20 protein-coding genes are annotated in these 20,285 nt (G+C 67.5%); 10 read left to right on the top strand and 10 right to left on the bottom strand.

All coding sequences use genetic code 11. From position 1 onward, the window contains the following. Positions 1–6: 6 nt before the first annotated feature. Positions 7–1,866, bottom strand: a complete 1,860-nt coding sequence (locus OHA70_RS20945; RefSeq protein WP_328320131.1) for a glycoside hydrolase family 127 protein — start codon at positions 1,864–1,866, stop codon at positions 7–9. Positions 1,867–1,992: 126 nt separating this feature from the next. On the opposite strand from OHA70_RS20945, the gene OHA70_RS20950 reads away from it, so the two are divergent. The 4 genes from OHA70_RS20950 to OHA70_RS20965 all read left to right on the top strand — a co-directional run bounded on the left by OHA70_RS20950 (position 1,993) and on the right by OHA70_RS20965 (position 6,167). After that, a complete protein-coding gene (locus OHA70_RS20950) occupies positions 1,993–3,555 on the top strand; it encodes an alpha-L-arabinofuranosidase B (RefSeq protein WP_328320133.1) in 1,563 nt (520 codons plus the stop codon). 182 nt (positions 3,556–3,737) lie between these two features. Continuing rightward, entirely contained in the window at positions 3,738–4,760 is a 1,023-nt protein-coding gene (locus OHA70_RS20955; protein ID WP_328320135.1) for an expansin EXLX1 family cellulose-binding protein, read from the top strand. A gap of 73 nt (positions 4,761–4,833) precedes the next feature. Further along, positions 4,834–5,364, top strand: a complete 531-nt coding sequence (locus tag OHA70_RS20960; RefSeq protein WP_328320137.1) for a SigE family RNA polymerase sigma factor — start codon at positions 4,834–4,836, stop codon at positions 5,362–5,364. After that, positions 5,361–6,167 carry a hypothetical protein gene (locus tag OHA70_RS20965; protein ID WP_328320139.1) on the top strand — a complete coding sequence of 269 codons (807 nt, stop codon included), beginning with the start codon at positions 5,361–5,363 and terminating at the stop codon, positions 6,165–6,167. Before OHA70_RS20960 ends, OHA70_RS20965 begins: the two co-directional genes overlap by 4 nt. A 49-nt stretch (positions 6,168–6,216) precedes the next feature. Here OHA70_RS20965 and OHA70_RS20970 read toward each other — a convergent pair whose 3' ends face one another. From OHA70_RS20970 to OHA70_RS20995, 6 genes are all read right to left on the bottom strand, one after another. Then, positions 6,217–7,185 carry an aldo/keto reductase gene (locus OHA70_RS20970; protein ID WP_328320141.1) on the bottom strand — a complete coding sequence of 323 codons (969 nt, stop codon included), beginning with the start codon at positions 7,183–7,185 and terminating at the stop codon, positions 6,217–6,219. Positions 7,186–7,194: 9 nt separating this feature from the next. Then, the gene (locus OHA70_RS20975) at positions 7,195–8,289 is read right to left on the bottom strand and encodes a low temperature requirement protein A (RefSeq protein WP_328320143.1); all 1,095 of its coding nucleotides are present in this window, start codon (positions 8,287–8,289) and stop codon (positions 7,195–7,197) included. Then, positions 8,286–9,149, bottom strand: coding sequence for a helix-turn-helix transcriptional regulator (locus OHA70_RS20980; RefSeq protein ID WP_328320145.1), 864 nt, complete (start codon positions 9,147–9,149; stop codon positions 8,286–8,288). Before OHA70_RS20980 ends, OHA70_RS20975 begins: the two co-directional genes overlap by 4 nt. 90 nt (positions 9,150–9,239) lie before the next feature. Beyond that, on the bottom strand, positions 9,240–9,938 hold the full coding sequence (locus OHA70_RS20985) for a type 1 glutamine amidotransferase domain-containing protein (RefSeq protein WP_328320147.1): 699 nt from the start codon (positions 9,936–9,938) through the stop codon (positions 9,240–9,242). 28 nt (positions 9,939–9,966) lie between these two features. Continuing rightward, positions 9,967–10,359, bottom strand: a complete 393-nt coding sequence (locus tag OHA70_RS20990; RefSeq protein ID WP_328320149.1) for a nuclear transport factor 2 family protein — start codon at positions 10,357–10,359, stop codon at positions 9,967–9,969. A 68-nt stretch (positions 10,360–10,427) separates the two neighbouring features. Then, on the bottom strand, positions 10,428–11,261 hold the full coding sequence (locus tag OHA70_RS20995; RefSeq protein WP_328320151.1) for a helix-turn-helix domain-containing protein: 834 nt from the start codon (positions 11,259–11,261) through the stop codon (positions 10,428–10,430). Positions 11,262–11,408: 147 nt separating this feature from the next. On the opposite strand from OHA70_RS20995, the gene OHA70_RS21000 reads away from it, so the two are divergent. Then, positions 11,409–11,750 carry a carboxymuconolactone decarboxylase family protein gene (locus tag OHA70_RS21000; RefSeq protein ID WP_328320153.1) on the top strand — a complete coding sequence of 114 codons (342 nt, stop codon included), beginning with the start codon at positions 11,409–11,411 and terminating at the stop codon, positions 11,748–11,750. Positions 11,751–11,788: 38 nt separating this feature from the next. Here OHA70_RS21000 and OHA70_RS21005 read toward each other — a convergent pair whose 3' ends face one another. Beyond that, the gene (locus OHA70_RS21005; RefSeq protein WP_328320155.1) at positions 11,789–12,262 is read right to left on the bottom strand and encodes a MarR family winged helix-turn-helix transcriptional regulator; all 474 of its coding nucleotides are present in this window, start codon (positions 12,260–12,262) and stop codon (positions 11,789–11,791) included. Between the two features lie 66 nt (positions 12,263–12,328). On the opposite strand from OHA70_RS21005, the gene OHA70_RS21010 reads away from it, so the two are divergent. The 3 genes from OHA70_RS21010 to OHA70_RS21020 are packed head-to-tail and all read left to right on the top strand — an operon-like array spanning position 12,329 to position 14,584. Further along, a complete protein-coding gene (locus OHA70_RS21010) occupies positions 12,329–13,123 on the top strand; it encodes an SDR family NAD(P)-dependent oxidoreductase (RefSeq protein ID WP_328320157.1) in 795 nt (264 codons plus the stop codon). Between the two features lie 19 nt (positions 13,124–13,142). Next, positions 13,143–14,135, top strand: a complete 993-nt coding sequence (locus tag OHA70_RS21015) for an amidohydrolase family protein (RefSeq protein ID WP_328320159.1) — start codon at positions 13,143–13,145, stop codon at positions 14,133–14,135. Positions 14,136–14,146: 11 nt separating this feature from the next. Beyond that, on the top strand, positions 14,147–14,584 hold the full coding sequence (locus tag OHA70_RS21020) for a PPOX class F420-dependent oxidoreductase (protein ID WP_328320161.1): 438 nt from the start codon (positions 14,147–14,149) through the stop codon (positions 14,582–14,584). 49 nt (positions 14,585–14,633) lie between these two features. Here OHA70_RS21020 and OHA70_RS21025 read toward each other — a convergent pair whose 3' ends face one another. Continuing rightward, positions 14,634–17,252, bottom strand: coding sequence for a right-handed parallel beta-helix repeat-containing protein (locus tag OHA70_RS21025; RefSeq protein ID WP_328320163.1), 2,619 nt, complete (start codon positions 17,250–17,252; stop codon positions 14,634–14,636). A 117-nt stretch (positions 17,253–17,369) separates the two neighbouring features. Further along, on the bottom strand, positions 17,370–18,383 hold the full coding sequence (locus tag OHA70_RS21030) for an aldo/keto reductase (protein ID WP_328320165.1): 1,014 nt from the start codon (positions 18,381–18,383) through the stop codon (positions 17,370–17,372). A 92-nt stretch (positions 18,384–18,475) separates the two neighbouring features. Here OHA70_RS21030 and OHA70_RS21035 point away from each other — a divergent pair, with 92 nt between their 5' ends. Both OHA70_RS21035 and OHA70_RS21040 read left to right on the top strand, forming a co-directional pair. After that, positions 18,476–19,492 carry a zinc-dependent alcohol dehydrogenase gene (locus OHA70_RS21035; protein ID WP_328335174.1) on the top strand — a complete coding sequence of 339 codons (1,017 nt, stop codon included), beginning with the start codon at positions 18,476–18,478 and terminating at the stop codon, positions 19,490–19,492. Then, positions 19,492–20,253 (top strand): SDR family oxidoreductase, encoded by a 762-nt coding sequence (locus OHA70_RS21040; protein ID WP_328320167.1) that lies wholly within the window; start codon positions 19,492–19,494, stop codon positions 20,251–20,253. The genes OHA70_RS21035 and OHA70_RS21040 overlap by 1 nt, the downstream gene beginning before the upstream one ends. Positions 20,254–20,285: the final 32 nt, after the last annotated feature.

The raw sequence follows: 20,285 nt of genomic DNA on the forward strand, positions 1-20,285 counted from the left end.
TGCTGGTCAGGCCAGGGGGAGCCAGACGCGCATGGCGCCGGGCTCGCGGTTTGCCCAGGTGTAGTAGGGAATCGCGGTGACGGTGACCGGAGTACTGGCGGTCGATTCGGGCGGGTAAGGCTGATAGAGAGTCGCGTCGAGGGGCGTGGCGACCGCGGGCAACCGGAGGTGGACGGGAGCGGCGCCCTCTTCGAGAATGGCGCTTGAAGGGTCGAGCGCCAGCTCCTCGACCGTGATGCCGTCGGGGAGATCTGCCTGCTCGACGCAGTACACGATCGGTCCGCGCTGGATGGCCACACATCCGCGGACGGCGTCGACACGTCGGTCCGCGCTGACCAGGCGCGGCTTCATCGGCAGGGTGATCCGTACGGTCGCGCCGTCCTCGCACGACACTCGCAGATAGTCACCCGGCGTGGGCTCCGCCAGGACCTTCCCTGCCGTCACATCGGCGGTCGCGCCCGCGGCCCAGGCAGGGATGCGGATTGCGAGTTCCCCTCCGCCGCGGATGGTCACCCGTACCTCGCCGCTCCACGGATAGCCGGTTTCGACCACCGCGGTGAGGGTGTCCGCCGTGAACGTTCCTGCCGTGAGGAGATGCAGTTGGAGTCCGGAGGCGTCCGAGGTGGCAGCGTAGCCGTGCACGGACGCGAGCAGGCGAGCGAGATTGGGCGGACAGCAGGCGCACTCGTACCACGGCAGCCGCTCGCTGGGCGCATCTTCGTGGGAGCCGTCGTGCCCGGTGCGCAACTGCAACGGGTTGGAGTAGAAGAAGGCGGTACCGTCGGCTGTCATCGCTGCCGCGACGGCGTTGAGCAGCGCACGCTCCATCTCCTCCGCGTACCGGGCCTGTCCCGTTGCCAGCAGCATTCGCCAGGACCACTGCACGGCTGCGATCGAGGCGCAGGTCTCGGCGTAGGCACGGTCGGGAGGCAGCTCGTACGGATCGCCGTACGCCTCGTCGCGATGTCTCGAGCCGTGTCCGCCGGTGAGGTACATCTTCGTGCCGAAGGCGCTGTCCCAGAGCTGCGTCATCGCGTGCAGCAATGTCTCGTCACCGTTCTCCAACAGCAGATCCGTGACACCGGCGGCCAGGTAGAGCTGCCGTACCGAGTGCCCGATGGCCTCGGTCGCGGCCCGCACCGGCAGGTGATCCTGGTAGTACTGAGATCCGAGGCCCCCGGGCGCCAGGACGCCCTGCCCACGGCGTTCGATCTGAAGCTCGGCCGCACGGAGATAGGACTCCTCGCCGGTCTCGCGGTAGAGCTCGATCAGCGCGGTCTCCACCTCGGGGTGCCCATCGATCCGCGGACTGGCGTCGGCAGTGAAAGTGCGGACGATCAGGTCGGCGAATCTCTGGGCGATCGCGAGGAAGCGCGGATCGCCGCCGCCACGGTGGATCGCCACAGCGGCCTGGATGAGATGGCCGGCGCAATAGAGCTCGTGGCTGTGCTCGAGCTGACTGAACGGCTCCGCGCCCGGCGTCCCCTGCACGCGGGTGTTGAGGTAGCCGTCCGGGGTCTGCACTTGCTCCAGCAGTTCGGCCACGTCGGACAGCAATCCGGCCCACCGGCCGGTACCGGTTCGCGCCATCTCCCAGCCGATCGCCTCGAGCGTCTTGTAGAGATCCGAGTCGGCGAACAACATCCCCTGGAAGTTGCCTTCAGGAACGTCCGGTACGCCCACCAGCCGGCGGAAGTTCTCGATCACGCCGGTGCGCTCGATGTTGTCGACGCAGTGCGGAATGGTGGCCGCGGCGTTGACCTCCTGCCAGGCGCCCAGCAATGACGCAGGGTCGAGCCGCGCAGCGCTCAACGGCAACGGCGTCAACCGCGCGGGCCTCCGCGGCACGACCGGCCCATGGAACATCTCGACCCTCCTGATCTGCCCGTCACGCTCGGAAAACGAGCCATTGCACTCCGTTGGACCCGGCGTTATGTTAGCGCTCACATTACTCCGCTTCGTACCCGCCCCGACGCGACGGAAGGATCAACAATGGCAAGACACCCGAGATTTTTCGCGCACCCACGATCGGCGCTCCCGGCGGTTGCGGTCGTCATCGGCGCGCTCGTCACGAGCCTACTGGTCGGCGCCGGCACGTCGCAGGCTGCTACGCAGGGACCGTGCGACCTCTACGCGGCCGGCGGCAGCCCGTGCGTGGCGGCACACAGCACCACCAGGGCGTTGTACGGCTCCTACAACGGCCCGCTGTACCAAGTCAGGCGCGCGTCGGACAACGCCACCCGGGACGTCGGCCCGCTGAGCGCGGGTGGGGTCGCGAACGCCAGTACCCAGGATTCTTTCTGCGCGGGGACCACCTGCCTGATCACGGTCATCTATGACCAGTCCGGCCGGAACAACCGCCTCACCCAGGCGCCCCCTGGCGGCTTCAGTGGCCCCGCCGCGGGCGGGTACGACAATCTCGCCAACGCCACCGCGGCACCGATCACCGTCGGCGGCCACAAGGCCTACGGCGTCTATGTGGCTCCCGGCACCGGCTACCGCAACAACAACACCAACGGCATCGCGACCGGCGACCAGCCGGAGGGCATGTATGCCGTCTTCGACGGTACGCACTACAACGGCGGCTGCTGTTTCGACTATGGCAACGCGGAGACCAATAGCCGCGACAACGGCAACGGCACGATGGAGGCCATCTACTTCGGCAACAGCAGGTCCTGGGGTTCCGGAGCCGGCAACGGTCCGTGGATCATGGCCGACCTGGAGAACGGCCTGTTCTCCGGTGTGAATGTCGGGAACAACGCCAACGACCCGAGCATCAGCCACCGGTTTCTGACCGCCGTCGTCAAGGGCGGGCCCAACCGCTGGGCCATCCGCGGCGGCAACGGGCAGTCCGGCGGCCTGTCGACTTTCTACGACGGAGTACGCCCGAACGCCTCGGGCTACAACCCGATGAAGAAGGAAGGGGCCATCATCCTGGGCATCGGCGGCGACAACAGTGTCGGCGCGCGCGGCACCTTCTACGAAGGCGTGATGACGTCGGGCTACCCGTCGGACTCCACCGAGAACGCGGTACAGGCGAACATCACCGCGGCCGGTTATGCCACCGGCTCCGGCGGTACCGGATTGACGCCCGGCTCGTCCGTTTCGCTGCGCGCCACCACTGCCTGTTGCACCGACCGCTACATCCACCACACCGGGACCACAGTGGACACCGCGGTCATCGGCAACGGTAGTTCCGCCACCGAGAAGGGCAATGCGTCCTGGATCGTGCGCACCGGGCTGGGCAACAGCTCCTGCGTGTCGTTCGAGTCCAAGAACACATCCGGACAGTACCTGCGGCACCAGAACTACCAGCTCTACCTGCAGTCCGGCGACGGGAGTTCCCTGTTCGCCCAGGACGCGACGTTCTGCCCCGAGGCCGGCCGCAACGCGCAGGGCGTCTCACTCAGATCGCTCAACTTCGCCGATCGGTACGTCCGCCACTACAACAACCTCGTCTACATCGCCGCCAACGGCGGTACGAATGCCTTCGACAACAGCAATGCGTACGCCGACGACGTGAGCTGGCTCGTCAGCTCCCCCTGGTCCCCCTGAACCAGGCACCCGTCGACGAACGACGTGAGGTGACGAACAGCCACCCGCATGGGGACCCATGCGGGTGGTCACCGCTCCGCCTGGGCCTCCTCCCTCGAACTGCGCCTTGGAGGCGGCAACCTTTTTGCCTTCGGCGGCAACTGGGGGTGGACGGCGATTCGATCAACCGAACGGATGGACAGATGAGGACAACGAGGCACGGCGGGACGGAACTGCCGAAAGTGCACTGGCGGACCGTCGGCATTCCGCTGGCTGTGCTGGCTGTCGGCGTAGCGGTCTGCTTGGCTGCCGCGCTTCTCACCGGGGGCGGCGATGCTCCCCGGCGTACCGCCGACGTGTCCGTCACGGCTGCCAAGACCAGCGTGCAGCCCGATTCCGGCTCTCCGGGCGCGACGGCCGACGCCACCACCGCACCGACGCGGCCGCCGGCCACGAGTCCGCCGCCATCACTCCGTACTCCGAAGCCCTCGCCACGTACTCCGAAGCCCTCGGTCGCCAGCAAGCCGCCTGCGCCTACTCGCAGCCCGCGCGCGGCTTCCAGCACTCCACCCACCTCGCGCCCCGCGTCCGCGGGGACCGCGGGATCCTTGGCAGGACGGATCAAGCCCGCCGTCCGGTACCGAGGAGTCGCGACCGCCTACGAGGCAGCTGACGGTAATGGTGCCTGCCTGTACGGCCCGTCCGGCGACATGATGATCGCGGCGATGAACCACACCGACTACGAGTCGGCCAAGGCCTGCGGGGCGTATGTACAGGTCCGCGCCGCCAATGGCGCCTCCATCACGGTACGGATTGTCAACGAGTGCCCGTTGCCCTGCGCACCCGGGCAGATCGACCTCAGTCACCAGGCCTTCTCCAAACTCGCCAACCTCTCCGTCGGCCGGCTCCCGATCACCTGGACGCTGCTGAGCCCTGCCTCGTCCGGCAAGATCTCCATCCGCTACAAGGATGGGTCCAGCCAGTACTGGTGCGGCATCCAGGCGATCGGTCACCGCAACCCGTTGGCAGCGCTCGAGGTCAAGACCGCCAAAGGCTGGCAGAAGCTGCACCGCACCGACTACAACTACTTCCTGTCCACGGACGGCAGCGGATGCGGCAAAGCGATCAGGCTCACCGACATCTACGGCGAGCGGCTGACGATCGACGGGATCGCACTCAAACCGGACGTCGCGCAGCCGACCCGCGTCCAGTTCGCCCGGCATTGACCATCTGAGGGGCGCTGTTACGCTCGGGCCGATTGTTAACGTGCACATCGTAGGGAGAGGGCGACCGCGGGAGATGCTCCTCGACGACGCGTCCGCGGAGTTCCACGACTTCTTCGAACGCCACCACGCCGAACTGGCTCGTCTCGCCCACCTCCTGACCGGCGAGAAGGACGTGGCCGACGACCTCGCCGCCGATGCGCTGGTCGCCCTGTGGCAGCGCTGGGACCGGTTGCGGGCGGCGCAACACCCGGTCGCCTACGCCCGCGGTGTGGTGGCCAATCTGGCACGGGAGTGGATCCGGAGTACGGTCCGCGAGCGACGGCGGGTAGGGCTGTTCTGGTCACGCAGTACAGAACCGGTGGACGGTACGGACGTTGCGGTCGTGCTGGACGTCCGGGCCGCACTCACCCGGCTGCCGTTCCGCAAGCGGGCCTGCGTGATCCTGCGCCACGCGTTCGACCTGTCCGAGAAGGACACCGCCGCAGCGCTGGGCATATCGGTCGGTACGGTGAAAAGCCAGACCTCGAAGGGGATGGCCGAGCTGGAATCGCTGCTCGGCGCAAAAGCAGCCGGCGAAGTCGCGGCAGGAAGGAGGAACCGGTGAACGAAGACATCAGCCGACGGCTGCGAGAGGCAGCCGAGGCCCATGAGCCCAACCGGGCAAGGATCCTGGCGCGCGTCGAGCGCGGCGCGGCCGACCCCACCGTCCGGCGCCGCACACCTTCGATCGCGAAGTCATGGCCCCGGGCAGCGGTCGTCGGTCTCGTCGCCGCCGCCACCCTGGCGACCGGTGGTCTCGCCGTTGCCGCCATCGGCGGTGTCCCATCGCTACCGGCCACCGCCCCCACGTCCGCCGTCCCGACCCCGATCGTCACCTCCACTCCGACGCCATCGCCGCGCACCACTAGCACCACCACCCGTCCGGCCCCGGCCACCACCCGCCCTGCCCCGACCACCGCGCCGACCAGCGCCCCGAGCAGTTCGCGCCCGACTCCGCCGGCCGCCGGCCGGTTCCAGGACGGTCCGCTGTGGTCCCAAGGCTCGATTGACGCAAAAAGCATCATCTACTGGGCCCAGAGCGACCTGATCCTCAAGACCACCCAGCCGCTCACCTCGCTCACCGTGGAACTGCGCATTGCCCAGACCGGCGGCGTACAGGCGACCGGCAACTGGCGGACCCTGCCGAGCGAAGACTTCACCGTCACCGTTCAGGAGTCCGCCGGTGCACTGCTCTACCGCTGGGTCCTCAAGCCAGGCCGCACCGTGCCGGCCGGACAACACGAGTTCGCCGCGCAGTACAACCACGCCACCGGCGTCCGCAAGGTCGAGCGCGACAGCTACCACGTCCACGCCCAGAGCTCAGCCGGTCCCAGCACGGTCTCAGGAGGGTTCACCCCACCCCGGTAGGGACGGGCAGCCAAAGTGAATGCCAGAGGCAACGATTTGCCTGGGAACGTCAGTACCAGTAAGCGTTCTGCGGGACGTACGGCGCCTCGAGCCGTTGGATCTCCTGGTCGTTGAGCTGGAGTTCCAGCGCGCTGACCGCTTGGTCGAGGTGGTGGGTCTTGGTGGCTCCGACGATGGGGGCCGCGACGACGGGCTTGGTGAGAAGCCAGGCGATCGCGACCTGGGCCATCGGGACGCCGCGGGTTTCGGCGATCTCTTGGACGGCGTTGACGATGGGTTCGTCGGCGGGGGTGTCGAAGGTACGGGCGACCTCGTCGGTCGATGAGCGCGCCGTCTGGGTTCCCCAGGGACGGGTGAGGCGTCCCTTGGCCTGGGGTGAGTACGGGATGCTGCTCACTCCCAGGTCTGCGCACAGGGGGAGCATTTCGCGTTCTTCTTCGCGTTTGAGCAGGTTGTACTGATCCTGCATGGACACGAACGGTGTCCAGCCGTGGAGGGCAGCCGCGTGCTGGAGTTTGGCGAACTGCCACGCCCACATCGATGAGGCGCCCAGGTAGCGGACCTTGCCGGCCTTCACCACGTCGTGGAGCGCCTCCATGGTTTCCTCGACCGGGGTACCGGGGTCGAAGCGGTGAATCTGGTACAGGTCGATGTAGTCGGTCCCGAGCCGGGTGAGGGAGGCCTCGACTTGTTCGAGGATCGCCTTGCGGGACAGTCCTTGCCCGCCGGGTCCGTCGTGCATGCGGCCGAAGACCTTGGTTGCCAGCACGATGTCCTCGCGGCGGGCGTAGCGTTTGACGGCGCGGCCGACGTACTCCTCGGAGCTGCCGAGTTGGTAGGTATTGGCGGTGTCCCAGAACGTCACGCCCAGTTCGATCGCCTGGCGGAAGAACGGCTGTGCGGCGTCCTCGTCGAGGGTCCAGTCGTGCAGACCCTGGCCGGGGTCGCCATAGCTCATGCAGCCCAGTGCGATCCGGCTGACCTTGAGCCCTGAGTTCCCGAGTCGGCTGTACTGCATACGTACTCCTCAGTTGGTGGCAACGGCGGCGAGCTTGACGACGCGGTGCTCGACGATGTTGAGAATGATCAGCAGCACTGCCAGCAGCATGACGGAGGCGATGGCTGGGATTCTGGGTGCCACGGCGATGAGGCTGAGACAGGCCGCGGCAGCGATCAGTCTGGGCGTGGCCAGGGTGTGGAACATGTGCCACCGGGTGAAGGCAAACGCGCCGAGGTAGATGCAGGTGCCGGCCAGGAGTAGGGCCGCGGCGTCGAGGTGCAAGGGTTCTGCTGGGTCCCGTACGGCGGTACCGATGGCTGCGGCGACGCCGATGATGCCGGCGATGAGCATCAGATGTCCGTAGGACAGTACCGGCCGGATGATGTCGATGCGCACCGTGGACGACTCGATCGCCTGGTGGATGGCTGTAGCGGAGAAGGCGAAGTACACCCACCACAGTCCGCAACAAACGGCGAAGGCAGCGGCGAGAGCAGCGAGCCCGAGGGCGTCGAGCTGGTGTTCCGCCGCGGCGGCCCCGGTCGCGACTACCGTTTCGCCCAAGGCGATGATCACGAACAGCCCGAATCGCTCGGCGACATGGGATGCGTCGAAGGGCGCTGAGCTCAGGCGTTTGCGTGCCAGGAACGGAACGCTGAGGTCGGTCAGCGCGGCGACGGCCCAGACCGCCGTTCGCCCGGCCGGTGGCAGCAGGGCACCGGCCACGAAGAGTGGTCCGGTGAGGAATGCGCCCACGGTGAACGTGGTGAAGGCGGCGCGATGGGGCAGACCATGGATCGCGAGCAGCAGAACGAGTCTGGCTACCCAGTACGTTCCGCCGAACCAGAGGGCGGTGCCGTCGAACGTCCCGGGCAGCGACAGGCCGAGGATCAGCCCGCAGAAGGCGACGCCGAACATTCCGAGTCGTCCTCGCACTGTGTCGATCTCGTGCAGGTTCGCGTGCATCGTGCCTCCGACCCACACCCAGAAGACCGGGATGAAGACGATGAGCGCCCGGGAGACACCCAGCCACGAATGATCGTTGTGCACCAGCTCCGACGCCGAGGTGACGGCGAAGACGAAGACGAGATCGAAGAACAGCTCGAGCCAGGTCACCCGCTTCACAGCGTCGACCTCAGGTGGGCGGGGTCGGCGGCCCAGGAGGCCAGCAGGCGCAGGCCGTCGTGTGAGGCTGTGCCCGGCTCAGCGGTCCAGACGATGATCTGCAGGTCGGGATCGGCGGCCCAGGTGACTGCGTTCCAGTCGAGGTGAAGGTCCCCGACGACCGGGTGGCGTAGGTGTTTGGTGCCGGTGTCGCGGGTTGCTACCTCCTGTGCAGCCCACCACCGTCGGAACTGGGTGTCCTGGATCGAGAGTTCGCCCACGAGCTCGGCCAACTTCGCGTCGCCCGGGTTGTCGGCGTTGTGCATCCGCAGCTGGGCGATGGCGAGCCGGGTGACTCCCTCCCAGTCCGCGTAGAGCTCGCGCATGGCCGGGTCGGTGATCAGCAGCCGGATGTAGTAACGCTGCTGGTCGGGGATCTTCCCGAAGTCGGTGATCATGGCGGCGCCCAAGGCGTTCCAGGCGACGATTTCGGTGCGCGGACCGATGACGAAGGCCGGTGTCAGCGCCATGTTGTCGAGCATCCGCTGAAGTTGCGGCTGGACCTTGGGGTGCGGGCGGCGACGGGGTGGGCGGTAGTCGTCCTTCGCCGCGAGTTCGTACATGTAGACGCGCTGATCGTCGTCCAGACGCAGTACCCGGGCAAGCGACTCCAGTACCGGCGGCGACGCCTGGATCCGTCCCTGTTCCAGGCGGGAGTAGTAGTCGGTGCTGATGGCGGCCAGTACGGCGACCTCCTCGCGGCGCAGCCCGGCGACTCGTCGCGGGCCCGCGACGGGTAAGCCGACAGCGGCCGGGTCGAGCTCAGCGCGGCGTGCCTTGAGGAACGCGCCGAGGTCGCTGCGGTGGAGATCGCGGTTCATGCCTTCAGCGTCGCATCGTTGATCGAGGTTGTCACAGGGAGAGTTCTATCCCTGTCTGATGGTTGCCCCTGGCACGGACGCGGCGCGGCGTCAGCCGAGAGCCTTGAGGAGTTCCTGGGCGAGCGGGACGGCCGAGCCGGGATTCTGGCCGGTGTAGAGGGTGCGGTCCACCTCGACGTGCGAGGTGAACGGCGCGGTTTCCCGGTACTCCGCGCCGAGGTCGGCGATCAGGCGGTCCTGCAGCAGCCAGCTTGCTCGTCCGGCGAGGCCGTTCAGGGTTTCCTCGGCGTTGGAAAGCCCGGTCAGGCGGTAGCCGTGGAACGGAGATTTGCCGTCGGCGTCGACGGTGGCCAGGAGTGCTGCTGGACCGTGGCACACCAGGGCCAGAGGCTTGCCGGAGGCGAGCCAGTCGGTGAGCAGTCTGCCCGATTCGGCGTTGCCGGGCAGGTCCTCCATCGGGCCCCAGCCGCCCGGGTAGAAGACGGCGTCGTAGTCGTCGATCCGGACGTCCTCGATGCGCAGCGGGTCAGCCAGTTCGGTCGCCCCGCGCAGCGCCGCTTTCATCTGCTCGGCGCCCTCGGGGCCGCCGTTGAAGTCAGGGGTGAGGCTGAGCGCATCGGCGGTAGGCGGAATACCGCCCGGGGTGGCCACGGCGATCTCGTACCCGGCTTCCTTGAAGATCGCATACGGGCCGAGGGCCTCCTCGGCCCAGAATCCGGCCGGCTGACGGTGTCCGTCCGCCAGGGTCCAGTAGGTGGCGGCGGTGATGACGAAAAGGATCCTTGCCATGGAGTGCTCCTTCGAAGATCGGTACGGGTCAGCCGTTCAGGACTTCGCGCACCACGTGGCTGTCGGCGGCCTGTCGCAGGTGGGTCAGCTTGCCGTCGCGGACCGTCCACAGGTGGATGAAGCGGGCGTCGGCCTCGGCTCCGGCCTTGCTGACGGCGTGGTAGTGGCCGAGGACGACGACGTGATCGTCGGCGGCGGCGAAGAACTGCTCCGCGTGGCCGGAAAAGGACTCGTAGTCCGGCATGAGGTTGCCGAAGAAGTCCCGGCTGACGCTCTCCCAGCCGTGGTAGATACCGCTGTGGGGGAAGCCGGGGGTGATGTCCCAGACCAGGTCGGGGGCGATGATCTCGGCGGTGACCTCGGGCGCCATACCGGAGTCGTACAGACGGCGGACGAGGATCGTGTTCGGTGATTCGGACATGTGCGGGCTCCTTGGGGTGATCGCTCTGCCACAGTTGCAGCGGTCGTCCGGGCCGAACAGGGACAGATTCATCCCCGGATAAGTCGGTTCCCCGCTGCCCAGGACGCCAGGACGCGCAGTGAGTCGGCGGAACGGCTGCCGGGTTCGGCGGTCCACACGATGAGATGCTGCTCGGGGTCGGCCGCGCTCGTGAGGGTGTCCCAGTCGAGCGTGAGCGCGCCGACCACCGGGTGGTTCAGGTCCTTGGCTCCGATCCCACGGCCGGCGACGACCTCAGCAGCCCACCACGTTCTGAACTGCTCGTCCCGCGTCGACAGCTCGCCGACCAGGGTGCTCATCCGCGGATCGCCCTGAGTGCGTGCTGCCTCGGTCCGCAGCTGCGCCACAGCCCTCCGGGCGACGTTCTCCCAGTCCGGGTAGAGCGTGCGCATCGCGGGGTCGGTGAACAGCAGCCTGACGTAGGTACGTTGCTTCAGCGGTATCTGCCCGAAGTCGGTGACCAGGGCAGCGGCCATCTCGTTCCACGCGAGGATGTCGGTGCGGCGACCGAGCACAAACGCGGGGATCGCGGGCAGATCGTTCAGAAGGCGCTGCAGGTAGGGCTGGACCGTCTGCCGCGCGCGCCGGTAGCGGCGATGGAAGACATCCTTCCCGGCGAGTTCGAACAGGTAATTGCGCTGATCCTCGCTCAGTCGCAGTACCTGGGCGAGCTTGCCGAGGACCGGGCCGGCGGCCTGTGCTCGGCCCTGTTCAAGACGGGTGTAGGTCGCGGTGCTGATAGCCGCCAGGAGGGCGACCTCCTCGCGGCGCAGTCCGGGCACCCGGCGTTGCTGCCGGCTTTCGGGCAGTCCCACATCGCCGAGAGTGAGTTCGGCCCGGCGAGCCTTGAGGAACTCTCCCATCTCACGGAGGTTCGAGCTCCTGAGCATGTGCCCCACGATGGCACTCGTCGCCGCTCATGTCAGGGGGACAGTTCCCTCCCTGTTCCGTTTCGGCCAAGCACACAAGGATGGAACTCCGTATCGCCCGCACTGAGGAGGAGAAGCAGCATGTCCGACACCAACGCCGGCCAGGAACCGTCTGGCGCGCAGAAGATGTTCGGCGAGTTCGCCCCCGGGCTCGTCCACTTCACCGACGATGTGCTCTTCGGTGAAGTCTGGGAGCGCAGCGAGCTGGGCGCCAAGGAGCGCAGTCTCATCACCGTCGCCGCGCTGACCGCGGGCGGCAACACCGAGCAGCTCGTCTTCCACCTCGACTACGCCAAACGGAACGGCGCCACCGAGAGCGAGCTCATCGAGGCCATCACCCATCTGGCCTTCTATTGCGGCTGGCCCAAGGCCATGTCGGCGATGACCATCGCCAAGCAGGTCTTCGCCGCCGATGCCAAGTAGCTACGGACGGCAGGAGACACGGTCGCCGAGCCCACTCGTCAGGACGGTGCCGGGGGAGTCCAGTCGGGGAGCGCTTGGAGGACGTGGCCGAGGAGGTCGCGGAGTTGGCCGTACCGCTGGGGGCCCAGCGACTCGCGGACGTGTCTTTCGAGGTCGCTGATGATGCGCTCGGCCTTCTCGAGGTCCGCGTGACCGTTCTCGGTGAGGTGAAGCTCCTGCACGCTGCGGTGCCGGGGATGCAATCGCCGTTCGATCAGCCCTCGCTCGATCAGCTTGGCGGTCAGGAGGGCGACCGCCTGTGGCGTGATGCCGACCAATCGGGCCAGTTCCGCTCCGGTGATGCCAGGCGTGGTCCGCAGGTTCATCAGTACGGCGTACTGCGAGCCGGACATGCCTACTGCGCGCAACGGCGGCTCCTTCACCGTCTGCATGGCCAGATCCGCCCTCCGCAACGCCCACGTCACCCGGTCCAACGCGTCAGGATCACCAGTGGTGGAGCGGGGCCTGTCCATGGACACACTCTATTGCACCTGCGACGCATCAAGTACTTGATACGCATCAAGTGCTATATTTTTGGTATGACTCCTCGACCAAAGGCTTTGATCACCGGCGCCAGCGGCGGAATCGGTGCCGCGTTGGCGCTGGCCTTCGCGGAACGCGGCTACGACCTGGTACTGCTCGCGCGCCGGAGTGATCGCCTCGAAGAGGTTGCCGCCGGCACCGCGAGGTTCGGTGCCTCGGCGGAGACCCTCGTCACCGATCTGTCCACTCCCGACGGGCTGGCCGGCGCGGCTGAGCGAGCCGCGGCAGGCGACCTGGATCTGCTGATTTCGAACGCCGGCGCTGCGGGCTATGCCCCACTGCGCGAGGTGTCCGCCGCTGACGTCGATGCGCTGTGGCGCCTCAACTCCACTGCCCCGGTCACCCTCTCGCACGCCGTACTTCCGTCGCTGTTGGCCAAGGGCGAAGGCGCCATCGTGACGATCGCCTCGTTGCTGGCGTTCAGTTCGGGCATGACCGCCGCCCAGCTGCCGGCTCGTACCCTGTACGCGGCAGCGAAGTCGGCGACGGTCGCGTTCACGCGCACGCTGGCGACCGAACTGGTCGGGACCGGCGTCCAGGCCATGGTGGTCTGCCCGGGGCAGGTTGCGACCGAATGGTCCGGCGGGGCCAACCGCAACCGCCCGGACGCAATGTCTGCCGAGGACGTCGCAACCGCGACCGCGGTCGCGCTCGCCCGAGGCGAAACGGTATGTGCACCGGGACTGTCGGGGACTGAGGCACTGGACCGGCTGCAGGAGGCCGAGCGTGCTCTCCTCGCCGCAGGAAGCCGATCATCGCTGGCCGACCGGTATGCCGACGCGTCGCAATGACCGAACCAGGACAAGCGCTATGACATCGTCCGAGTCCCAATTCATCGACGTCCACACGCATTTCCTCACGGAGTCGTACGTCCGCCAGGCGACCACCGCCGGCCATGCCCATCCCGACGGAATGGACCGGTGGCCGGTCTGGTCGCCGGAGGCGCACCTGGAGTTGATGGATCGCAACGGCATCCAGGCTGCCCTGCTGTCGATGTCCTCTCCGGGCGTGCACTTCGGAGACGACGACAGCGCCCGCCGGCTGGCCCGGGAGGTCAACGAGGACGCCGCTGGTCTGGTCGCTGATCATCCGGACCGGTTCGGGTTCTTCGCGTCTGTCCCGCTGCCCGATGTCGAGGGCGCCCTCGAAGAGGTTGCCTACAGCATCGATCATCTCGGCGCGGACGGCGTCGTACTGATGACCAATGCTCGCGGCAAGTACCTGGGGGACAGCAGCTTCGAGCCGGTCTTCGCGGAGCTGGACCGACGCCGGGCCGTCGCCTTCCTGCATCCCACCTCGCCGGTGTGCTGGGAACAGTCGGCGCTCGGGCGGCCCCGCCCGATGGTCGAGTACATCTTCGACACCGCGCGGACCGTGACGGATCTGCTCATGTCGGGGGTGCTCGAGCGATACCCGGACCTGACAGTGATCGTTCCGCATTGTGGTGGTGCGTTGCCGGTCCTGGCCGACCGCATCAACGAGTTCATGGCGATGTTCCTGGGCTCACCACAACCGGACGCGCCCGACGCCGTGGAACAACTGCGTCGCCTGTACTACGACATCGCCGGCCCAGCCTTGCCGCGGCACCTTCCGGCGCTCCTCGAACTCGCTCTCCCGGACCGCCTGCTGTTCGGCAGCGACTACTGCTGGACTCCGGCCCCGGTCGCCGACAGACACATCGCGGCCGTCGATGCCACCAGGCCGCCGGTCGAGGGAGCCACCTGGCGGTCGCTGACGACGGCCAATGCGCGGGGCCTGTTTCCCCGACTCACTGGCGTTGCCGCACCGAAATCCGACAGTTAGAAAGGCACGTCATGTCCATCACCAAGGCCGAACTCGAGTACCTGTCCACGCAACGGCTGGGGCGGCTGGCGACCGTGCAGCCGAACGGCACCCTCCAGGTCAGCCCGGTCGGGTTCCGGGTCAACGAAAGCACCGGCACGGTCGACATCGCCGGCCGCGCGATGGCCGTCAGCAGGAAGTTCCGCAACGTCGCCGAGAACGGTCAGCTGGCGTTCGTCATCGACGACTTCGTCTCGTTGGAGCCGTGGCGGCCACGGTGCGTAGAGATCCGCGGTGAAGGCGAGGCGATCACCGAGCCCACCGACTCCGCCTGGGCTGTCGACCTCGCACAGACAGGCTTCGACGGCGCCATCATCCGCATTCACCCGAAACGGATCATCAGCTTCGGTCTCGACGAGGCCGAAACCGACGTCTACGACTACAAGGTCAGCAACCGAACCGTCGACTGACCGGCGATCAGCCCGACTTCGGTGGCTGATCGCCGGTGGCAGTCGTGACTCAGCCGGCGAACCTGACGGAGTCGAACTGGTTTGTCGCCGACTGAGTGACGTCGTGTGAGGTGGAGAAGATTCCTGCGTCCTGCCGTGCCGCGGCCGAGGTCAGTGTCACCGGCGCGCCGATCGGGACGTAGTTCCGGCCGTCGTAGGAGTACGAGGCAGCGAACGAGGTTCCGGATCGGGTGAGCTTGACCCAGACCGGGCGATAGCTGTCGACGGTCGCCCGTGCGTCGGTGTCCAGGTAGCCGTCGCCGTTGGCGTCCCACTCGAACACGACACCGTTGCGGGCGGTGGCCGCGACGACGGCATAGCCGGCCGAGACCCCCGCCTTGGTCATGTCGTTGCGAACCATGACTCCGGATTTGGCCCAGACGTTGGCGTCGTTGATAGAGACGACCCGGGCGGAAACGCTTGTCTGCTGCCCGAGCGCGCCGGCCCGGTAGATCGCGCCGAACTGGTCGTCGTGCTGACCGCCGGCGCCCCAGACGTCGGCCCCGGCGGCCGCGATCCCGAAGGCTCCGCCGCTCTGGCCGAAGTACGAGCTGACTGCCGAGGTCCCGGCGGTGGAGAAACCGGCGGCGACGGGCGCGGCGACCGGGCAGCCGCTGAAGCCGAACTGGTTCGCGTTCAGCGACGTCCGGTACTGAGCTGCGACACCCGCGGCGCAGATCACGTCACGCGCGCCGGCCGGCCAGTTGGCACCGCTGATCTTGAGGTTGTTGATCAGCTTGTTGTTGTGCGCGGCGGCGTTGGGTGCGGAGACTCCACCGGAGTTGTACCAATTGTTCTGGATGACGTTGTCGCTGGTGTTGTTCCGGAGGCTGCCGGCGTTGGTGAAGACGAACGAACCGCCCTGGACCACGTTGTTCTCGTACGTCATCGAGCGCGATCCCTCGTCGAGGTACAGGCCTACCCCCGAGATGTTGAACAGGTAGTTCTTGTCGACCACGGTGCCGGGGCTGGCGGAGAGGTTGTAGACCGATCCGCCGTCGGCGAAGCGTGCCTTCGTGTTGTGCACGAGGTTGCCCTCGACGCGGTTGTCCTTGAGGGTGGTCGGTGTCGAGTAGAGCGGGTTCCAGTTGTAGTAGCCCCGGTCGACGTAGTCGTTCGAGCCGCCGGCGTCGTTGATGCCCCAGCCGTAGCCGGTGTCGATGCCGTCGTACGGGACGTTGGAGACCTCGTTGTGCAGGATCCTGGCGTTGGTGACGTAGGTGCTGAGGATGCCGCTGTTGTCCTTGTAGTCCACGGCCACCCGGTTGATCGTGTTGTTCTCGATCAGGATGTCGTGATTGGCCATCCGCGGGTCGCTCGGGTGGTGCGCGTCGGGCAGTACTCCGCCGACCGCGACGCCGTGTCCGCTGTTCTCGACGAACCGGTTGCCGACCACATCGATGTCGCCGGCGCCGAGCCCGACCCCGGACACGGTGGCGTTCGCGTCGTTCCCGATCCCCAGCGCGGACTGCCCGAGGTTGGTGAAGGTGTTTCCCGTGAACGAGATGCGGCTGGCGGCCGATACCTGTACCGCGGCCGGTTCCTGGTACCACGAAGTGCGCGCTCGCTCGAACATCTCACAGCCGCGGGAGCAGCTCGTGAACGCGTCGGCGGGCCGATAGTCGTAGGCGCCCTTGAGGAAGAGCCCGTTCTGCTGGTCGGCATAGCCGTCGACGGACGGGCCGAGCCACGACGTCCCGGAGAACTGGATGCCGTCGAAGGCGAGCCCGGTGACCGGCTCGTCGTAGGTGCCACCGATGCTGATCAGGGACTGCAGCCGGGGCAGCTCGATGTTGAGCTGGTTCGGGTCGACGCCGTCGGCCGGCTTGTAGTAGAGCTTGCCGCCGGTCGGGTCGATGTACCACTGACCGACCTGGGTGAGGAAGCTCAGCGAGTTGTCGAGGTACCAGCTCGGCCCCGCCAGGAAGGATCGCTGGACCGTGTCCCAGCCCCAGGTGTTGTTGTCCCAGGCCGGCTGCGCCATCGTGATCTCGGTCGCGCTGATGCTCTGCACCGGCGAGTACCGGTTGGTGAAGTCGCCCAGCGACTCGAACTCGATCCGGCGCTGGTCCGGAAGCGTCGCGAGATAGCTCAGGGCAGGGTTGTTGATGGTGAGACCGGTCGCCGTGGGGGTGACGTCCGCGTTGGCGACCCGGATGGCCGCGCGCGGAGCGATCACGCCGTTCACGTACAGCTGTCGGGTGTCGAGACCGGTCGGGGTGTCCGCTACCCAGATCCCGGGCCCCGCGCCGGACTTGGACCAGCCGCCGACCTTCGACGCGCCCGTGATGACCGGGTGAGCGCCGGGCGCGGCGGTCCAGCGGATGGTGTGGTCGCCGCCGCCGTCCTCGGCCCTGAACCGGAGCGAGCTGGCGAGCCGGTAGTTGCCGTCGGCAAGTTTCACGGTCACGTCGCCGTGCTTCGCGGCCGGCCGGACCACCTTCTGAGCTCGTTCGAGGGAGCAGGGCTTGGACTGACTGCAGTGACCGGAGTCCTTGCCGTCCGGCGCTGCGTAGTAGACCGTCGCCGGCGCGGCCTGCGCAGTCAGCGGACTGAGCCCCGCTGACGCGATGACCGCTCCGGTGCCGAGGAGTGCGAGGACGGAGCTGCGCTTTCTTGGCCTGGTCATCGAGCGTCGTGATTCAGACGTCAACGTCATGTTCGATCGCTTCCTGTCGGAGGTATCCGAGACAGAGTTAACATACGTATGATGTTTGCGACAAGAGCTCGGGTGCTCTGAATGTGCCTAGCTCGGCCGGGCGGGATCCGGCGCGAGGCCGCTCGCGTGCAGCTCCTCCCACAGCGATTCCGGGATGTCCTCGCGGTACCGGTCTGCCGTGCTCTGCGCGTGCTCCTCGGTGCGCATTCCGGTGACCACCGACACCACCGTGGGATGACGCAAGGGGTACTGGAGGGCGGCCGCGGGAAGGCTGACACCGTGCCGCTCGCACACCTCGGCGAGGGCGGTGGCCCGTTCGACGACAGGTCTCGGCGCCCGTCCGTAGTCGTAGCGCGCCGAGCCGTCGACGGTCGACGTGCTGAGCAGGCCGGAGTTGTAGACCGCCGCGGCGACCACTCCGATGCCGCGCTCGGTCGCGACGGGTAACAGGTCGCGAAGGGCTGACTGGTCGAGGAGGGTGAGCCGGCCGGCGACCATGACGACATCGACGTCCGTCCGCTCGACGAACTCGGACAGCATCGCCGACTGGTTCATGCCCGCGCCGATCGCACCGACCACGCCTTGCTCCCGAAGCTCAACCAGGGTTGCGATCCCGGTGGTCGAGGCTGCCTCCCAGTGGTCGTCCGGATCGTGCAGGTAGGCGATATCGATTCGGTCCGTACCGAGCCGCGCGAGTGACTGCTCCACGGATCGGAGGATCCCGTCCCGACTGAAGTCCCAGACCCGCCGCCGGGTCGCGGGAACGACGAATCCGTCGTCGTCGGTCCGATCGGCCGTCTCCGGGCTCTCCACCAGCAGGCGCCCGACCTTCGACGAGATGAGGACGTCGGCGGCGGCGCCGGCCAGGGCTTGCCCGAGCCGGTGTTCGGAAAGGCCCAGGCCGTAGTGCGGTGCGGTGTCGAAGTACCGGATCCCCGCGTCGAGCGCGGCCGTGACGGCGCGCGTCGATCGCTCGTCCGTGGTTGCCGTGAACAGATTGCCGAACTGGGCGGCGCCGAGCCCCAGTTCGGTGAGGTGCTGGCCGGTGCGGAGGCGCCTGGTCGGCAGTGGCTGGGTGGATGCGCTTCGAAGGTTGTCCATGACCGCGACTGTACCGCCGTTCAACATACGTATTATGTTTCCGCCGATTCTGGGTTACGCTGCGAAAACCGAACGAGAAGGAAGTGGGAGCGATGCTGGCGGTGAGCTATGTAGGTGACCGGACGATGGTGGTCGAGGAGCGTGAACCTGCCGATCTCCGTCCGGGAGAGGTCCGGGTCGCCGTGGCCTATGTCGGCATTTGCGGTACCGATCTGCACGTGTTCCACGGCGACATGGACGCTCGGGTCAGCAAGCCGGCGACCATCGGGCACGAGATGTCGGGCACCGTCGCCGACCTGGGACCCGGCGTCGAGGGCTGGTCCATCGGCGACCCGGTGACCGTGATGCCGCTCGGGTGGGACGGGACGTGTCCGGCCTGCCGCGCCGGAAACGAACACATCTGTCAGCACCTGGACTTCATCGGTATCGACAGCCCGGGGGCTCTGCAGCAGTACTGGAACGTCCCGGCGTCAACCCTGGTGAGGCTGCCGGCCGGGGTATCACTGCGAGACGCCGCGCTCATCGAGCCGGTGGCAGTGGCGGTTCACGACGTCCGTCGGTCGGAGCTCGGGAACGGTGACAAGGCTGTCGTCATCGGCGCGGGACCTATCGGCGTACTGATCGCGACCGTCGCTGTCGCGTTCGGCGCGGACGTCGTGATCGCGGAGATCGACCCTGCCCGCAGGGCGGCCGCCGCCGGCCTGGGGCTCGCGACACTGGATCCCTCGTCCGTCGACCAGACCGCCTGGGTGGCGGAGTGGACTGCGGGCGCGGGCGCGGATGTCGTGTTCGAGGTCTCGGGATCCGCTGCCGCAGTTCGCAGTTCCACCGAGCTGATCAAGGTCCGCGGGACACTCGTCGTAGTGGCCATCCATCCCCAACCGCGCCCGATGGACCTCCACCGCGTGTTCTGGAGAGAGCTCAGGATCCTCGGCGCACGGGTCTATCAGCGACGGGACTTCGAGCGCGCGGCCGAACTCGTTGCCGAGGGCGCGATACCGGTGGAGAAGCTGGTGACCGGCGTCGTGCCGCTGGCCGAGGTTCAGTCGGCTTTCGGCGTCCTCGAAGCAGGGCAGGCGATGAAGCTCCTCGTCGAGCTGAACGCGTGATGAACCCGTTCGATCTGACCGGACGCCTCGCCGTGGTGACGGGAGCCAAGCGTGGGATCGGTTTCGCCGTCGCCGAGGCGCTGGCTGCCGCCGGTGCCGACGTCGTCGGGGTGTCGGCCACTCTCGACCCCTCGTCGTCGGAGATCGGGGATCGCGTGCGCAAGCACGGCCGTGAGTTCTCCGGCCATCGGGTGGACTTCGCCGACCGGGCAGCGGTGGTCGAGTTCGGCGAAGTGCTGGCGGCCGCCGACCGTCCGGTGGACATCCTGGTCAACAATGCCGGAACGATCCGCCGTGCGCCCGCGGCCGAGCATCCGCTCGCCTGGTTCGACGAGGTGCTGGAGGTCGATCTCACCAGCACGTTCGTGCTCAGCCAGATCCTGGGGCGGCGGATGCTGCGGGGCGGGTACGGCCGAATCGTCTTCACGGCCTCCCTGCTGTCGTTCCAGGGCGGCATCAATGTGCCGGGCTATGCCGCCGCGAAGTCCGGTACGGCCGGACTCGTCCGCGCGTTGTCCAACGAGTGGGCGGGCCGCGGCGTGACGGTGAACGGGATCGCTCCTGGCTACATCGCGACCGACAACACCCAAGCTCTTCAGGACGACCCCGATCGCTCCCGGGCCATCCTCGAGCGGATACCGGCAGGGCGATGGGGTGTGGCGCCCGATATCGCCGGCGCTGCCGTCTTCCTGGCGTCGGATGCGGCCGGCTATGTCTCCGGCACCGTTCTCCCGGTCGACGGCGGATGGCTCGGCCGCTGACGCACTCCGGATTTCGCCGTTCTCAGGCATGG

It is taken from the genome of Kribbella sp. NBC_00382, assembly GCF_036067295.1.
GTDB lineage: Bacteria > Actinomycetota > Actinomycetes > Propionibacteriales > Kribbellaceae > Kribbella.

What these genes read in the sequence shown, in the direction of transcription:
- OHA70_RS20945 (WP_328320131.1), bottom strand. Translation starts at nt 1,866, where the DNA reads ATGTTCCATGGGCCGGTCGTGCCGCGGAGGCCCGCGCGGTTGACGCCG.
- OHA70_RS20950 (WP_328320133.1), top strand. Translation starts at nt 1,993, where the DNA reads ATGGCAAGACACCCGAGATTTTTCGCGCACCCACGATCGGCGCTCCCG.
- OHA70_RS20955 (WP_328320135.1), top strand. Translation starts at nt 3,738, where the DNA reads ATGAGGACAACGAGGCACGGCGGGACGGAACTGCCGAAAGTGCACTGG.
- OHA70_RS20960 (WP_328320137.1), top strand. Translation starts at nt 4,834, where the DNA reads ATGCTCCTCGACGACGCGTCCGCGGAGTTCCACGACTTCTTCGAACGC.
- OHA70_RS20970 (WP_328320141.1), bottom strand. Translation starts at nt 7,185, where the DNA reads ATGCAGTACAGCCGACTCGGGAACTCAGGGCTCAAGGTCAGCCGGATC.
- OHA70_RS20980 (WP_328320145.1), bottom strand. Translation starts at nt 9,149, where the DNA reads ATGAACCGCGATCTCCACCGCAGCGACCTCGGCGCGTTCCTCAAGGCA.
- OHA70_RS20985 (WP_328320147.1), bottom strand. Translation starts at nt 9,938, where the DNA reads ATGGCAAGGATCCTTTTCGTCATCACCGCCGCCACCTACTGGACCCTG.
- OHA70_RS20990 (WP_328320149.1), bottom strand. Translation starts at nt 10,359, where the DNA reads ATGTCCGAATCACCGAACACGATCCTCGTCCGCCGTCTGTACGACTCC.
- OHA70_RS20995 (WP_328320151.1), bottom strand. Translation starts at nt 11,261, where the DNA reads ATGGGAGAGTTCCTCAAGGCTCGCCGGGCCGAACTCACTCTCGGCGAT.
- OHA70_RS21000 (WP_328320153.1), top strand. Translation starts at nt 11,409, where the DNA reads ATGTCCGACACCAACGCCGGCCAGGAACCGTCTGGCGCGCAGAAGATG.
- OHA70_RS21005 (WP_328320155.1), bottom strand. Translation starts at nt 12,262, where the DNA reads ATGGACAGGCCCCGCTCCACCACTGGTGATCCTGACGCGTTGGACCGG.
- OHA70_RS21010 (WP_328320157.1), top strand. Translation starts at nt 12,329, where the DNA reads ATGACTCCTCGACCAAAGGCTTTGATCACCGGCGCCAGCGGCGGAATC.
- OHA70_RS21015 (WP_328320159.1), top strand. Translation starts at nt 13,143, where the DNA reads ATGACATCGTCCGAGTCCCAATTCATCGACGTCCACACGCATTTCCTC.
- OHA70_RS21020 (WP_328320161.1), top strand. Translation starts at nt 14,147, where the DNA reads ATGTCCATCACCAAGGCCGAACTCGAGTACCTGTCCACGCAACGGCTG.
- OHA70_RS21025 (WP_328320163.1), bottom strand. Translation starts at nt 17,252, where the DNA reads ATGACCAGGCCAAGAAAGCGCAGCTCCGTCCTCGCACTCCTCGGCACC.
- OHA70_RS21030 (WP_328320165.1), bottom strand. Translation starts at nt 18,383, where the DNA reads ATGGACAACCTTCGAAGCGCATCCACCCAGCCACTGCCGACCAGGCGC.
- OHA70_RS21035 (WP_328335174.1), top strand. Translation starts at nt 18,476, where the DNA reads ATGCTGGCGGTGAGCTATGTAGGTGACCGGACGATGGTGGTCGAGGAG.
- OHA70_RS21040 (WP_328320167.1), top strand. Translation starts at nt 19,492, where the DNA reads ATGAACCCGTTCGATCTGACCGGACGCCTCGCCGTGGTGACGGGAGCC.